Consider the following 14326-nt stretch of genomic DNA (forward strand, 5'->3'; position numbering starts at 1 on the left):
TCTCTTTGTTGAGAGTAAAGTGGACATTCATTTCTTTCGATCTAACTAATACACACGGCACGCCATTGAAATATAATATATTTTCATTGGCATGATGGTATGTCATTGCATTAGGTTATAAATTTTATGAATTCTACTGAGACCTCAACCTTTCAAAACAGCGCCCTTTCTTTAGAACAAAAACTTGAAAAAGCCAGGGCTGAACTTCTGGATTTAGGGGCAAGGAACCGCTTACTCAACATTCCGCGATCGAAAAATACACGTTTCCTGGAAGTGATTGATGAGCGTTCTGAGTTGGTTTACAACCTTCTCTTTAATGAAAAAAAGACGTTCACATTTTTGCATGGTAAATCAGGAAAAGAAGACGACCAAGAGATTGAAGATGGTCTTTCAGAAGAAAAAAGGTTTATTTATCAATTCGATGAAGAAGATACTGATATAAAATCTCAGCATCTTGATACCAAACTGCAGACTCGTTTAACACCTAAAGGGTTGCAGACTCGATTACTCGATTTGTACCACGACTCCAAAACGCTAGAAGAGGAGCAAGGCGCAAACATTCTTTTCCTGGCACTGGGCACATTGAAGTGGGTAGATCCCGCCAATAAAGAGAATGTCCGTTATGCTCCCTTGATACTGGTCCCAGTCAGTCTGGAACGCGGTAGCGCCGGAGAAAGATTTAAACTAAAAGCGCGCTCAGAAGACATCATCCCTAATCTCTCTCTGGAAGCCTTCCTTGAACGCGTACACCAGATCACCCTACCGGTAATGCAATCTGATGATGATGAAATTAACGTAAGTGGTTACTTTGAGGCTGTACAGAAATCAATAGCATTGAAAACAGATTGGGAAGTTAGGGCCAACGATATTGTTCTTGGTTTGTTCTCTTTTTCTAAATTTTTGATGTATCGCGATCTTGACCCTGCTAACTGGCCAGATGATGAAGCTATTACATCAAAATATCTTATTCGTGCGCTCATGGAAGAAGGGTTCGATGAAAGCGATGGACTTCTTTCAGAAGATAGCCCTATAGACCCCATTATCATGCCAAAAGATATGCTTCATATTATGGATAGTGATAGCTCTCAGACGCTCGCGATTCATGAAGTAAGGAGAGGTAGAAACCTTGTTATACAAGGGCCGCCGGGGACGGGTAAGTCGCAGACGATAGCCAATATCATTGCATCGGCCATTGCGGATGGAAAAACGGTACTCTTTGTTGCAGAAAAAATGGCAGCTCTTGAAGTGGTCAAACGACGCTTAGACCAAGCAGGGGTAGGTGATGCTTGTTTAGAACTTCACAGCAATAAAGCCAATAAACGAATTTTGCTCGAAGAATTGAAGCGGGTATGGGATTTAGGTTCACCCCGCGGTGAATTTCCTGATGAATTGATTGAGAACTTAACCGAAACCCGCGATTCCCTGAATGCCCACCCAGCACGTCTACATAAAGTCTACACACCTTCGGGTTTGACCCCTTATCAGGTAATTGGGCAATTGGTACGGTTGCGCCAAAATGGGCAAACACCTACGGACTTTAATCTTCATGGCTTCGATGAATGGAGCAATAACGATCTGTTAAAACGACTGGATCTCGTTAAAGAGCTTATTGAACGGATTGAAGATATTGGGCTACCTCATAATCATCCCTGGAATGGCGTAAAACGAGAATCCGTTTTGCCGGGTGAACTCGATCGCTTGATACCAAAAATCACTGCGTTGTCGCAAAAAGTGCATGACTTTCAAAGCGCTATAATGGATTTGGCTGTGCGAGTAGGGGTAACACCTGAACCCGTACTTTTCAACGAGGCGGACAAAATTGTTCAGATTACTGGCCTCATAGCTCAGGCACCTGAGTTTGAAGAAGTTGCACTCGTAAACTCTGTCTGGTCAAACTCTCTTTACGAAATAAAAAATCTAATTGAACAGGGTGAAATTTATGAGAAGAATTTTGAGGAAATTAAAAATGTGATTCATGAGGAACATTTTGATAGCCCTCTTCTTGAATTTAGAGATGAGCTGAAAACTGTACCGGAAAATCTTTTGTCGGGTGCTTTCTCAGCCGCGAGGACATTACTACAACTGTTACCTCAAATTCAAATAACAGTGACCAGCCTGACGAGAGAGTTAGGAACTGAGTCTCAGTATCGTTCTTCTCAGGAAGTCAAAAACCTGATTGAGCTCAGCGGACGCGTGGCTGATGCACCTGATGCAAGCCCACAGGCTTTTGTCGCTTCCGTATGGGAGCATGGTGTTGAACAAGCCAGAGAGCTGGTCAATGCGATCGCTGATTTACAGTCTTTGCGCCAGAATATCGATCCCCACATTTCTGACGCCATATGGGATACTGAACTTACACAAATTCGTCATAACCTTGCAATACATACGGGTGTATTCAAAGTCTTGAATAGTGAATGGCGCCGTTCACGTGCACTTGCTCGCTCTCTCATTCGAGATACCAACCAACCTATTCAGCAGCAAATCGAACTTTTGGACAATGTTATCCAGGCACAAGCGCTACGAAAAAATATCGCTAACTGTCGCGAATTTGGCAATAGTGCATTTGGCTCGCACTGGCGTGGCGAAAGCAGTAACAGTAGTGATCTGAAAGCATTGGTGGAATGGATGGCGACGCTGAAAGATGTTGGCTCAGAAGCACGTATACTTGCGAGTCAACTGTCGGATCGGGAAACGCTGAGAAACCTTAGTCAGAAACTTGAGCAGCTTCTAACCCAAACCGATATCGAACTGAAACAGCTTTGGAAGGCTTTTGGCACAACTCCCGAATCCTGGTTTGATAATCACTATTCAATTAAGCGTGTTCCATTAGGTTTTATTGAGGTATTAGCTCAAAAACTCAGTCGTATAGATTCAACATCACATCAGGTGTTTAAAGATCCTGCGGATAACCCAGGTGAACGCCTGGAGACAGTTAAGAAGATTATCGCATTACAGTATCAGAAAAAGACCATTGAATCCCAATCCGAATTGGGAAGGGCTGCATTTGGTAGTGAGTGGCTAAACACGCGGTCAAACTGGAAAAATCTTATTAGCGATTATGTATGGATGGAAAAATACGGTGACTTACGCTTTATCTGTGCGACGATAAAAGATCGTAGTGAGTTACTGAATTCCGCCAATCAACTTTCAGCAACACGTTTCTCCATCATTGATGAACTTGAAAACCTGGCCAACGAGTTAGAATCGACCACCGACACACTTTTCCATTTAGATAATCAGCATTTACGTATCGATAGTGTCCTGAACAAACTTACCTTATGGACTGCAAATGCCGAACAATTGTCCAAATGGGTTGCCTGGCAACACCGACGCAATCAGGCGAACAAACTGGGGCTGTCAGAAGTGGTAGAAAGGCTTGAGGATGGGCGATTACCATTCTCCATTTGTTATAGCTCTGTCGAATATACCTATTATGAATCGCTGTTCAGTTTGATGGCTAAAGAGACACCTTCCCTTTCCCGCTTCGACGGTGATCTTCATAATCGAAAAGTGCAGCACTTTGCAGAAATGGATTTACGCCGCATAAAGAGCTCAAGTATTGAGGTCGCTCGGGCACACCATCGCCGTATTCCTTCCAAAATTGGAGCGGCAGGTCCGGTTGGAGTTTTGCGCGCTGAAATGGCGAGGAAAAGAGGTCATATGCCTATTCGTCAATTGATGCTTAAAGCGGGCCCGGCAATACAGGCAATCAAACCGGTCATGATGATGAGCCCACTATCTGTCGCACAATTTTTGATCCCAGGTAAGCAAAAATTTGATTTGCTTGTGATGGATGAAGCGAGCCAAATTCAGCCTGTCGATGCCATAGGTGCAATTGCGCGGTGTGAGCAAGTTGTTGTTGTCGGCGACGAAAGACAATTACCGCCAACCAGTTTCTTCTCTCGTATGACTGAAGCCAGTAACGATGATGGAGATGAAGATTCAACACAAGTAGCAGATATCGAAAGTATACTCGGATTGTTTGTTGCCAGAGGCTTGCCACAACGAATGCTTCGCTGGCATTACCGAAGTCGGCACCAGTCGCTTATTGCGGTTTCTAATAGTCAGTTCTACGAAAACAAATTGTTTATAGTCCCAAGCCCATTTACCGAAGAGGCTGGTATGGGCTTACGATTCCATTATGTGGAAAACGGTATTTTCGAATCGGGTGAGGGCAATGCCAATCCTATTGAGGCAAAAAGGATTGCTACCGCTATTCTTGAGCATGCACAACAATACCCTGAAATGTCACTCGGAGTCGCAACATTCTCTGTTTCACAACGTAAGGCGATTCAGGATGAATTAGAGGTTCTCCGCCGTTTAAATCCGCAATATGAAGATTTCTTTAATTCTCACCCTGCCGAGCCATTCTTCATTAAAAACCTGGAAAACATTCAAGGTGACGAACGTGATGTCATCATGATCTCTGTAGGATATGCGCGTAATAAACAAGGCTATCTGGCAATGCGATTCGGCCCTCTGGGTTCACAAGGTGGTGAGCGGCGGCTTAATGTGCTGATTAGCCGCGCAAAACGGCGATGTGAGGTTTTTGCATCGATCACTGATGAAGATATTGATCTTGGACGTACTAAAGGTGTTGGCGTATTGGCTTTCAAACTCTTCCTTCAATATGCCCGCACAGGACGTTTATCAATGTCCACAGTTTCCGGGCGCCCGATGGATAGCGTATTTGAAGAACAAGTCGCATCAGCACTTCAAAACCGAGGTTATCAGGTGCACCCACAAGTCGGAATTGCTGGCTTCTTTATCGATCTGGCAATTGCCGATCCTGAATTACCTGGGCGTTATCTTCTCGGGATCGAATGTGATGGCAGCGCTTATCATTCCTCTCGTTCTGCCAGAGAGCGTGATCGTTTACGTCAGGCCGTTCTGGAGGATCATGGTTGGATCATACACCGAATCTGGAGTACGGATTGGTTCCAAAGACCTGAGGAACAACTGCAAAAAGTTATTTATGCTATTGAGAATGCAAAAAGAGAACTGAATAGTAGAACAGAACATATATATGGACGTTCCCGAGCAGTTCCTGTTGATATTGTCACAGTTGAACGAGAAGACGTTGTTGAGGTTGGCCTTGATAGAACTGATTCCGCTAATGACCAGTCTATCATTTATGAAGAAGCACAACCCGAAGCCAATCTTTCCTATGCTTTACATGAAACACCAACCGGCATACTTGCTGACATGGTTGAAAAAATAGTTTTCACTGAATCGCCTATCCATTTGAGCGAATTGATAACTCGTCTTCGCTCAGCATGGGGATTGCAGCGGGCTGGTGCGCGGATAGAAAGCGTTGTTAACCAGGCTGCTCAAATTGCCTGCAGGAGAGGTAAGATTTATAAGGAGCATGAATTTTTCATACACAAAGAAGTAGCAATTCGACTGCGCAACAGACAAAACGTCTTGTCTGCAAGTATACGTAAACCAGAACTGATCGCACCTATAGAAATCGCTTCAGGTGTATTTGACATCGTTAGCGCAAGCCTTGGAGCAACAGAAGATGAAATCATTACATCCATCTCAAGGATGCTTGGTTTTAAATCGACTAGTAGTCTCCTGAGAAAAGTGATCTCCGATGTCATTGAGCAGGAAATTAAAGATAACCGCCTAAAGCAGCAAGATGGTTTGATTGTTATCGGAGATACCTCTTCTGTTCAGAATGCTGTTTAATGCCTGATATTCTATAAAGGCATTTATGGGGGCCCATTATCATACGATGGAGCCCCCTCAAAATTGGCCCAACCAATCCCCCAGCTATCCCTTCCCTGGTTCACATTTCCATTATTTCCGCTCACAAAATCATTGCCTATCTATAACACCTGGTTAACCATTCGTTGTCATTAACCCTACATCACAACATTGGCAGGACCACTTTTACACAGTATGTGACGCAGAGATGAGCACAGACTCACCGCAAAGCAGACTGTGTGGTCCCCAGGAGACCTGCATGAGCCTCTGGCAACAAAACTACGATCCGGCCGGGAATATCTGGCTGTCGAGCCTGATCGCATCGCTTCCGATCCTGTTCTTCTTCTTTGCGCTGATTAAGCTCAAACTGAAGGGATACCTTGCGGCGACATACACCGTCGCTATCGCCCTGCTGGTGGCGCTATTCTATAAAATGCCGGTCGATCGCGCGCTGGCCTCCGTCGTCTATGGCTTCTTCTACGGCCTGTGGCCGATTGCGTGGATCATCATTGCCGCGGTTTTTGTCTACAAAATTTCGGTGAAAACCGGGCAGTTCGACATTATTCGCTCGTCGATCCTCTCCATTACACCGGACCAGCGTTTGCAGATGCTGATTGTCGGCTTCTCCTTCGGGGCGTTCCTGGAAGGGGCAGCAGGGTTCGGCGCGCCGGTGGCGATCACCGCTGCGCTGCTGGTAGGGCTGGGCTTTAACCCGCTGTATGCCGCGGGCCTGTGCCTGATTGTGAACACCGCACCGGTCGCGTTTGGCGCGATGGGCATTCCGATTCTGGTGGCCGGTCAGGTGACCGGGCTGGACAGCTTTGAGATCGGCCAGATGGTAGGCCGTCAGTTGCCGTTCCTGACCATCATCGTGCTGTTCTGGATCATGGCGATTATGGACGGCTGGCGCGGGGTGAAAGAGACCTGGCCTGCGGTAATGGTAGCGGGCGGTTCCTTCGCCATTGCCCAGTACCTGAGCTCCAACTTCCTCGGCCCGGAACTGCCGGACATTATCTCTTCCCTGGTGTCACTGGTTTGTCTGACGCTGTTCCTGAAACGCTGGCAGCCAGTGCGCATCTTCCGCTTTGCCGATATGGGGGCATCGCATGTGGATCAGACGCTGGCTCGCACGGGCTATACCACAGGCCAAATCGTTCGCGCGTGGTCGCCGTTCCTGTTCCTGACCGCCACCGTGACGCTGTGGAGCATTCCACCGTTTAAAGCGCTGTTCGTGCCTGGCGGTGCGCTGTATAACATGGTGATTAACATCTCCGTGCCGTTCCTCGACAAGATGGTCGCCCGTATGCCGCCGGTGGTGCACGACGCCACGCCGTATGCAGCGGTATTTAAGTTTGACTGGTTCTCCGCCACCGGCACGGCCATTCTGTTTGCGGCTATCCTTTCTGTGGTGTGGCTGCGCATGAAGCCTGCCGCCGCGGTGCAGACCTTTGCAGCGACAATTAAAGAGCTGATGCTGCCGATCTACTCCATCGGCATGGTGCTGGCATTCGCGTTTATCTCGAACTACTCCGGCCTGTCGTCGACGCTGGCGCTGGCGCTGGCCCATACCGGCCATGCGTTTACTTTCTTCTCGCCATTCCTCGGCTGGCTGGGGGTGTTCCTGACCGGTTCCGATACCTCCTCTAACGCGCTGTTTGCCGCCCTGCAGGCAACGGCGGCGCAGCAGATTGGCGTCTCGGACGTGCTGCTCGTGGCGGCTAACACCACCGGCGGCGTAACAGGGAAGATGATCTCTCCGCAATCCATCGCCATAGCCTGTGCGGCGGTGGGACTGGTGGGCAAAGAGTCGGATCTGTTCCGTTTTACCGTGAAACACAGCCTGATATTTACCTGCATGGTGGGCGTTATTACCACGCTGCAGGCCTATGTCTTAACCTGGATGATTCCATGATAGTGATGCCCAGACGCCTGTCCGACGAGATTGCCACTCGCGTGCGGGCGCTGATTGAAGAACAACATCTGGAGGCGGGCATGAAATTGCCCGCTGAACGCCAGCTTGCCGCCCAGCTTGGCGTGTCGCGCAATTCCCTGCGCGAAGCGCTGGCGACGCTGGTTAACGAAGGCGTGCTGCTGAGCCGTCGCGGTGGCGGCACGTTTGTGCGCTGGCAGCATGATGACTGGTCCGGGCAAAACATCGTCCAGCCGCTGAAAACGTTGATGGAAAACGATCCGGACTACAGCTTCGACATTCTTGAAGCGCGCCACGCCATCGAGACCAGCACGGCATGGCACGCGGCAATGCGGGCAACCGAGGCCGACAAAGAGAAGCTCAAAGTCTGCTTCGAGGCAACGCAAAGCAACGACCCGGATATCGCCTCGCAGGCGGATGTGCGTTTTCATCTGGCGATTGCCGAGGCGTCGCACAACGTGGTGCTGCTGCAAACCATGCGCGGGTTCTTCGACCTGCTGCAATCCTCTGTGAAGCAGAGCCGCCAGCGCATGTATCTGGTCCCGCCGGTATTTGCCCAGCTCACCGAACAGCATGAAGCCGTGCTCAACGCCATTCTGGCGGGCGATGCCGAGGCCGCGCGCAAAGCGATGATGGCACATCTTGGCTTCGTGCATACCACCATTAAACGATTTGATGAAGATCAGGCCCGACAGGCGCGTATTACCCGTCTGCCTGGCGACAGTGATATTTCCAGGGAGAACAACGCATGATTATTTCAGCAGCCAGTGACTATCGCGCCGCGGCGCAGCGTATTTTGCCACCGTTCCTGTTCCACTATATCGACGGCGGGGCGTATGCCGAATATACCCTGCGTCGCAACGTGGAAGATCTCTCGGAAGTGGCCCTGCGCCAGCGCGTGCTGAAGAATATGTCTGACCTGAGCCTCGAGACGAAGCTGTTTAACGAGACGCTCTCCATGCCGGTGGCGCTTGCGCCTGTCGGCTTATGCGGCATGTACGCCCGCCGTGGCGAAGTGCAGGCCGCCGCAGCGGCGGACGCCAAAGGTATTCCGTTTACCCTCTCCACCGTTTCGGTCTGCCCGATTGAAGAAGTCGCTCCGACCATTAAACGCCCGATGTGGTTCCAGCTGTACGTTCTGCGGGATCGCGGCTTTATGCGTAACGCGCTTGAGCGCGCCAAAGCGGCGGGCTGCTCAACGCTGGTCTTTACCGTGGATATGCCAACGCCCGGTGCGCGCTATCGTGATGCTCACTCCGGCATGAGCGGCCCGAATGCCGCCCTGCGCCGCTACTGGCAGGCGGTGACTCATCCGCAGTGGGCATGGGATGTCGGCGTGAATGGCCGTCCGCACGATCTGGGGAATATCTCGGCCTACCTCGGTAAACCGACCGGGCTGGAAGATTACATCGGCTGGCTGGCGAATAACTTCGATCCCTCCATCTCCTGGAAAGACCTAGAGTGGATACGCGAATTCTGGGACGGCCCGATGGTGATCAAGGGTATCCTCGATCCGGAAGATGCGCGCGACGCGGTACGTTTCGGTGCCGATGGGATCGTGGTCTCTAACCACGGCGGACGCCAGCTCGACGGCGTGCTTTCCTCTGCACGCGCGCTGCCCGCCATTGCTGATGCGGTGAAAGGCGATATCGCGATCCTCGCCGACAGCGGCATTCGTAACGGGCTGGATGTGGTACGGATGATTGCGCTTGGCGCGGACAGCGTGCTGCTGGGCCGAGCTTACCTGTACGCGCTGGCCACCAGCGGTCAGGCGGGCGTGGCGAACCTGCTGAACCTGATCGAGAAAGAGATGAAGGTGGCGATGACGCTGACCGGTGCGAAGTCGATTAGCGAAATCAGCAAGGATTCGCTGGTGCAGGAGCTGAGTAAATTGCCTGCGGCGCTGGCACCGCTGTCGCAGGGGAATGCGGCTTAAGGGATTCGATCTGATCCCCTCCTCCTCTCCCCAAAGGTGAGAGGGGATGCTATTCTGCCCCCGCAATTAAGGGGGCAGTATGCTTAACATCGTTTTATTCGAACCAGAAATTCCACCTAATACCGGCAACATCATCCGCCTGTGCGCCAATACCGGGTTTCGTCTGCATATCATTGAGCCGATGGGCTTTACATGGGACGACAAACGTCTGCGCCGCGCGGGGCTGGATTATCATGAATTTACTGCCGTGGTTCGCCATCACGATTACGCCGCGTTTCTGGAAACCGAAAAACCGCAGCGCATGTTTGCTCTGACCACCAAAGGCACGCCTGCACACAGCGCTGTAAGCTACCAGGAAGGTGATTATTTGCTGTTTGGCCCGGAAACACGCGGACTGCCAGCGACCATTCTTGATGCTTTACCTGCTGAGCAAAAAATTCGTATTCCGATGATGCCGGACAGCCGCAGTATGAACCTGTCAAATGCGGTGTCGGTCGTGGTGTATGAAGCATGGCGTCAGTTGGGATATTCTGGCGCGGTGTTACGTCGCTGAACAACATCGGGTGGCGTGCGCCACCCGATTGATTACGCTTAACCTGCTACCGCGATACGTTTCATGTCGGTCATGTAGCCACGCAGTTTCTGGCCCACTTTCTCGATTTCATGGCTGCGAATGGCTTCGTTCACGTCGCGCAGTTGTGCGTTGTCTACGGCACCTTCCGCAATCGCTTTGCCCAGATCGCCTGCCTGCAGGGTGGTCATGAACTCTTTCAGCAGCGGTACGCATGCATAAGAGAACAGGTAGTTACCATACTCGGCGGTATCAGAGATAACCACGTTCATTTCGTACAGGCGCTTACGGGCGATGGTGTTCGCGATCAGCGGCAGCTCGTGCAGAGATTCATAGTACGCAGACTCTTCGATGATGCCGGAATCCACCATGGTTTCAAACGCCAGCTCAACGCCAGCTTTCACCATCGCGATCATCAGTACGCCTTTATCGAAATATTCCTGCTCGCTGATTTTGCCGTCAAACTGTGGCGCGGTTTCAAACGCGGTTTTGCCGGTCTCTTCACGCCAGGTCAGCAGTTTTTTATCGTCGTTTGCCCAGTCCGCCATCATGCCGGATGAGAACTCGCCGGAGATGATGTCGTCCATATGTTTCTGGAACAGCGGAGCCATGATGGTTTTCAGCTGCTCAGACAGCGCGAATGCACGCAGTTTCGCCGGGTTGGACAGACGGTCCATCATCAGCGTAATGCCGCCCTGCTTCAGCGCTTCGGTGATGGTTTCCCAGCCGAACTGAATCAGTTTTTCGGCGTATGCCGGATCGGTGCCTTCTTCCACCAGCTTGTCGAAGCACAGCAGAGAACCGGCCTGCAACATACCGCACAGAATGGTTTGCTCGCCCATCAGGTCAGATTTCACTTCGGCAACGAAGGAGGATTCCAGCACGCCCGCACGATGGCCGCCGGTCGCTGCTGCCCAGGCTTTTGCAATCGCCATGCCTTCGCCTTTGGGATCGTTTTCCGGGTGAACCGCAATCAGGGTCGGTACGCCGAAGCCACGCTTGTACTCTTCACGTACTTCAGTACCTGGACACTTCGGTGCCACCATCACTACGGTGATGTCTTTACGGATCTGTTCGCCCACTTCCACGATGTTGAAGCCGTGGGAGTAACCCAGCGCCGCGCCATCTTTCATCAGTGGCTGTACGGAACGCACAACGTCAGAGTGCTGCTTGTCTGGCGTCAGGTTAACCACCAGATCCGCCTGTGGGATCAGCTCTTCGTAGGTGCCTACTTTGAAGCCGTTTTCGGTCGCTTTACGCCATGAAGCACGCTTCTCAGCAATCGCTTCTTTACGCAGGGCGTAGGAGATATCCAGACCGGAGTCACGCATGTTCAGGCCCTGGTTCAGACCCTGTGCGCCACAGCCGACGATGACCACTTTTTTACCCTGAAGGTAGCTCGCGCCATCGGCAAATTCATCGCGCGCCATGAAGCGGCATTTGCCCAGCTGCGCCAGCTGCTGGCGCAAGTTCAGTGTATTAAAGTAGTTAGCCATGGGTGATACCTCGTGATGTTGTGCGTCTTATTGTTCGGTTCGCTTTTGCGAGAATGAACTTACTATATGACAGGAAATTTATTGCGGAAATTGATATATTCACAACGTCACGTTGCAATTATTGCAATGTAAACAGAGGGAGTGGAATCGGTGGATTTACGCGATCTGAAAATGTTCCTGCATCTGGCGGAAAGCCGTCACTTTGGCCGTAGCGCACGGGCGATGCACGTTAGCCCTTCCACACTGTCACGCCAGATCCAGCGGCTTGAGGAAGATCTCGGCCAGCCGCTGTTCGTGCGCGATAACCGCACCGTCACCCTTACCGAAGCGGGGGAAGAGCTGCGCGTCTTCGCCCAGCAAACCTTGTTGCAGTATCAGCAGTTGCGACACACCATCGACCAGCAAGGGCCGTCGCTCTCCGGTGAGCTTCATATTTTTTGTTCCGTCACCGCCGCCTACAGCCATTTGCCGCCGATCCTTGACCGCTTCCGCGCGGAACATCCTTCGGTCGAAATCAAACTCACTACCGGCGATGCCGCCGACGCCATGGAAAAAGTGGTCACAGGTGAAGCCGATCTCGCCATTGCCGGGAAACCTGAAACCCTGCCGGGGGCGGTGGCGTTCTCAATGCTGGAAAATCTGGCGGTGGTGCTGATCGCCCCGGCGCTCCCCTGCCCGGTGCGTAACCAGGTGTCGGTAGAAAAACCGGACTGGTCAACGGTGCCGTTTATCATGGCCGATCAGGGGCCCGTGCGCCGCCGCATTGAGCTATGGTTCCGCCGTCAGAAAATCAGTAACCCATCGATTTACGCCACGGTCGGCGGCCATGAGGCGATGGTGTCGATGGTGGCGCTCGGCTGCGGCGTGGCGCTGCTGCCGGAAGTGGTGCTGGAAAACAGCCCTGAACCGGTGCGCAACCGCGTAATGATTTTAGAGCGCAGCGACGAGAAAACGCCGTTTGAGCTTGGCGTCTGTGCACAAAAAAAGCGGCTGCATGAGCCGCTTATTGATGCGTTCTGGAAGATATTACCGAACCATTGAAGCCGGGTGGCGCTGCGCTTACCCGGCCTACGTACTACGGTTTGAAAGAACGTAGGCCTGATAAGCGCAGCGCCATCAGGCATTTTTTCGAACAATCTAACCTGCCAGGAAGAAACGGAACGCCGGGTTATGGGTTTCATCGTGACACTCATAGCCCAGTTCATTGAGCCGCGTTTCGAAATCCGGCTCGTGCTCACCCAGTTCGAATGCCGCCAGCACACGACCGTAATCAGTACCGTGGCTGCGGTAGTGGAACAGCGAGATATTCCAGTGCGTGCCCAGCGTATGCAGGAACTTCAACAATGCGCCCGGTGATTCCGGGAACTCGAAGCTGTAAAGGCGTTCCTGGAGCGGCTTCAACGGACGCCCGCCAACCATGTAACGCACGTGCAGCTTCGCCATTTCGTCATCGGAGAGATCCACCACGCTGTAGCCGCCTTCATGCAGCAGGTTGAGGATCTCTTTGCGCTCCTCCAGCCCACGGCTCAGACGCACGCCGACAAAAATGCAGGCATCTTTGGCATCGGCGAAACGGTAGTTAAACTCCGTCACCGAGCGCCCGCCCAACAGCTGGCAGAATTTGAGGAAGCTGCCCTTCTCTTCCGGAATGGTCACCGCCAGCAGAGCCTCACGCTGTTCACCCAGCTCGCAGCGCTCGGAGACATAGCGCAGGCCGTGGAAGTTTACGTTGGCACCAGAAAGCACGTGCGCCAGACGCTCGCCGCGAATGTTGTGCTGCGCGATGTATTTCTTCATTCCCGCCAGCGCCAGCGCGCCGGAAGGCTCTGCCACTGCACGCACATCCTCAAACAGATCTTTCATCGCCGCGCAGATAGCATCGCTATCAACGGTGACGATATCGTCGAGATATTCCTGGCAGAGGCGGAACGTTTCGTCGCCAATGCGCTTCACCGCCACGCCCTCGGCGAACAGCCCGACGCGCGGCAGATCCACCGGATGTCCGGCGTCCAGCGCCGCTTTAAGGCAGGCAGAGTCTTCCGCTTCAACGGCAATGACCTTGATTTGCGGCATCAGCTGTTTGATCAGCACCGCCACGCCTGCCGCGAGGCCACCACCACCCACCGGCACAAAGACACGGTCGAGATGGGCATCCTGCTGCAGCAGCTCCAGCGCCAGCGTGCCTTGTCCGGCAATCACCATCGGGTGGTCGAACGGCGGCACCCAGGTAAAACCTTGCTGCTGCGCCAGCTCAATTGCTTTGGCTTTCGCTTCGTCAAAGTTCGCACCGTGGAGCAGCACTTCACCGCCAAAACCACGCACCGCGTCGACTTTGATATCCGCCGTGGAGACCGGCATTACGATCAGCGCTTTCAACCCTAAACGGGCCGAGGAGAACGCCACGCCCTGTGCATGATTGCCTGCCGATGCGGTAATCACACCGCGCGCTTTTTGTTCGTCGGTCAACCCGGCCATCATCGCGTAGGCTCCGCGCAGCTTAAAGCTGTGCACCGGCTGCCTGTCTTCGCGCTTCACCAGAATCACGTTGTCGAGGCGCGAAGAGATTTTTTCCATTTTTTGCAGGGGCGTAACCTGCACGGCTTCATAGACCGGTGCGCGTAGCACCGCCCGGAGATATTCCGCCCCCTCAGGGGCGGCGGATAAGGGTTGTGACTCGGCCATCA

8 protein-coding genes are annotated in these 14326 nt (G+C 52.2%); 6 read left to right on the top strand and 2 right to left on the bottom strand.

Annotation, left to right across the window (positions count from 1 at the left end; all coding sequences use genetic code 11):
- Positions 1-126: 126 nt before the first annotated feature.
- The 5 genes from ABGB15_RS20635 to trmL all read left to right on the top strand — a co-directional run bounded on the left by ABGB15_RS20635 (position 127) and on the right by trmL (position 10128).
- Positions 127-5691 carry a DUF3320 domain-containing protein gene (locus ABGB15_RS20635; RefSeq protein ID WP_215723851.1) on the top strand — a complete coding sequence of 1855 codons (5565 nt, stop codon included), beginning with the start codon at positions 127-129 and terminating at the stop codon, positions 5689-5691.
- A 277-nt stretch (positions 5692-5968) separates the two neighbouring features.
- Positions 5969-7621 (top strand): L-lactate permease, encoded by a 1653-nt coding sequence (gene lldP / locus ABGB15_RS20640; protein ID WP_215723852.1) that lies wholly within the window; start codon positions 5969-5971, stop codon positions 7619-7621.
- Positions 7618-8391 carry a transcriptional regulator LldR gene (lldR, locus tag ABGB15_RS20645; protein ID WP_152082939.1) on the top strand — a complete coding sequence of 258 codons (774 nt, stop codon included), beginning with the start codon at positions 7618-7620 and terminating at the stop codon, positions 8389-8391. The genes lldP and lldR overlap by 4 nt, the downstream gene beginning before the upstream one ends.
- A complete protein-coding gene (lldD, locus tag ABGB15_RS20650) occupies positions 8388-9575 on the top strand; it encodes an FMN-dependent L-lactate dehydrogenase LldD (protein WP_040118230.1) in 1188 nt (395 codons plus the stop codon). The genes lldR and lldD overlap by 4 nt, the downstream gene beginning before the upstream one ends.
- 79 nt (positions 9576-9654) lie before the next feature.
- Positions 9655-10128 (top strand): tRNA (uridine(34)/cytosine(34)/5-carboxymethylaminomethyluridine(34)-2'-O)-methyltransferase TrmL, encoded by a 474-nt coding sequence (gene trmL / locus ABGB15_RS20655; protein WP_152082938.1) that lies wholly within the window; start codon positions 9655-9657, stop codon positions 10126-10128.
- A 38-nt stretch (positions 10129-10166) separates the two neighbouring features.
- Here the strand turns inward: trmL and ilvC are convergent, their stop codons facing one another.
- The gene (ilvC, locus tag ABGB15_RS20660) at positions 10167-11642 is read right to left on the bottom strand and encodes a ketol-acid reductoisomerase (RefSeq protein ID WP_215723853.1); all 1476 of its coding nucleotides are present in this window, start codon (positions 11640-11642) and stop codon (positions 10167-10169) included.
- A gap of 150 nt (positions 11643-11792) precedes the next feature.
- Here ilvC and ilvY point away from each other — a divergent pair, with 150 nt between their 5' ends.
- The gene (gene ilvY, locus ABGB15_RS20665; RefSeq protein WP_006179210.1) at positions 11793-12683 is read left to right on the top strand and encodes an HTH-type transcriptional activator IlvY; all 891 of its coding nucleotides are present in this window, start codon (positions 11793-11795) and stop codon (positions 12681-12683) included.
- Between the two features lie 96 nt (positions 12684-12779).
- On the opposite strand, the gene ilvA is transcribed toward ilvY, so the two are convergent.
- Positions 12780-14324 (bottom strand): threonine ammonia-lyase, biosynthetic, encoded by a 1545-nt coding sequence (gene ilvA / locus ABGB15_RS20670; RefSeq protein ID WP_215723857.1) that lies wholly within the window; start codon positions 14322-14324, stop codon positions 12780-12782.
- Positions 14325-14326: the final 2 nt, after the last annotated feature.

Origin of the sequence: Enterobacter sp. MALB-1 (assembly GCF_041021625.1) — a bacterium.
GTDB lineage: Bacteria > Pseudomonadota > Gammaproteobacteria > Enterobacterales > Enterobacteriaceae > Enterobacter > Enterobacter oligotrophicus.

Excerpts from the sequence above, each read along its gene's own strand:
- ilvC (WP_215723853.1), bottom strand. The coding sequence starts at position 11,642 with ATGGCTAACTACTTTAATACACTGAACTTGCGCCAGCAGCTGGCGCAG.
- ABGB15_RS20635 (WP_215723851.1), top strand. The coding sequence starts at position 127 with ATGAATTCTACTGAGACCTCAACCTTTCAAAACAGCGCCCTTTCTTTA.
- lldR (WP_152082939.1), top strand. The coding sequence starts at position 7,618 with ATGATAGTGATGCCCAGACGCCTGTCCGACGAGATTGCCACTCGCGTG.
- lldP (WP_215723852.1), top strand. The coding sequence starts at position 5,969 with ATGAGCCTCTGGCAACAAAACTACGATCCGGCCGGGAATATCTGGCTG.
- ilvA (WP_215723857.1), bottom strand. The coding sequence starts at position 14,324 with ATGGCCGAGTCACAACCCTTATCCGCCGCCCCTGAGGGGGCGGAATAT.
- trmL (WP_152082938.1), top strand. The coding sequence starts at position 9,655 with ATGCTTAACATCGTTTTATTCGAACCAGAAATTCCACCTAATACCGGC.
- lldD (WP_040118230.1), top strand. The coding sequence starts at position 8,388 with ATGATTATTTCAGCAGCCAGTGACTATCGCGCCGCGGCGCAGCGTATT.